The sequence below is a fragment of the Caballeronia sordidicola genome, assembly GCF_000729995.1.
In the GTDB taxonomy this organism is placed as follows: domain Bacteria; phylum Pseudomonadota; class Gammaproteobacteria; order Burkholderiales; family Burkholderiaceae; genus Caballeronia; species Caballeronia sordidicola_A.
In genome coordinates this window covers 1-390 of record NZ_JNFG01000143.1, presented here as the reverse complement: position 1 = coordinate 390, position 390 = coordinate 1, and the positions used below count along the sequence as shown (strand labels likewise).

Here is a 390-nt window from a genome sequence, read left to right as displayed (position 1 = left end):
GCCTTTGCGCCCCCTACTATCTTGATCCGCCAGCGCTCTTGTAAAGAGCGCCATCGGACTCAATGCAGCTGCCGGTAGATTTCCTCCGCCAGCTGGCGTGAGATCCCATCCACCGAGGCGATGTCTTCGATGCTGGCGTCTGCCACGCCGCGCAAGCCGCCAGAAACTGCTGGCGCGCTTTGGCGCCGATGCCTTCGATCTCTTCCAGCCGCGAGCGTTGGCGCGTCTTTGCGCGTTTGGCACGCATGCCGGTGATAGCGAAACGGTGCGCCTCGTCGCGGATCTGGGCAATCAGCATCAGGGCGGCGGATTCCTTGCCCAGCTCGCGCGCGGCGCGGCCGTCGGCAAAGATCAGCGTTTCCAGGCCGACCTTGCGCCCCTCCCCTTTGG

1 pseudogene is annotated in these 390 nt (G+C 64.9%); it reads right to left on the bottom strand.

Going from position 1 to position 390, the window contains the following annotated elements:
- Positions 1–59: 59 nt before the first annotated feature.
- Positions 60–390 (bottom strand): annotated as a pseudogene (locus FH08_RS48800) (excinuclease ABC subunit C); the annotation flags it as partial.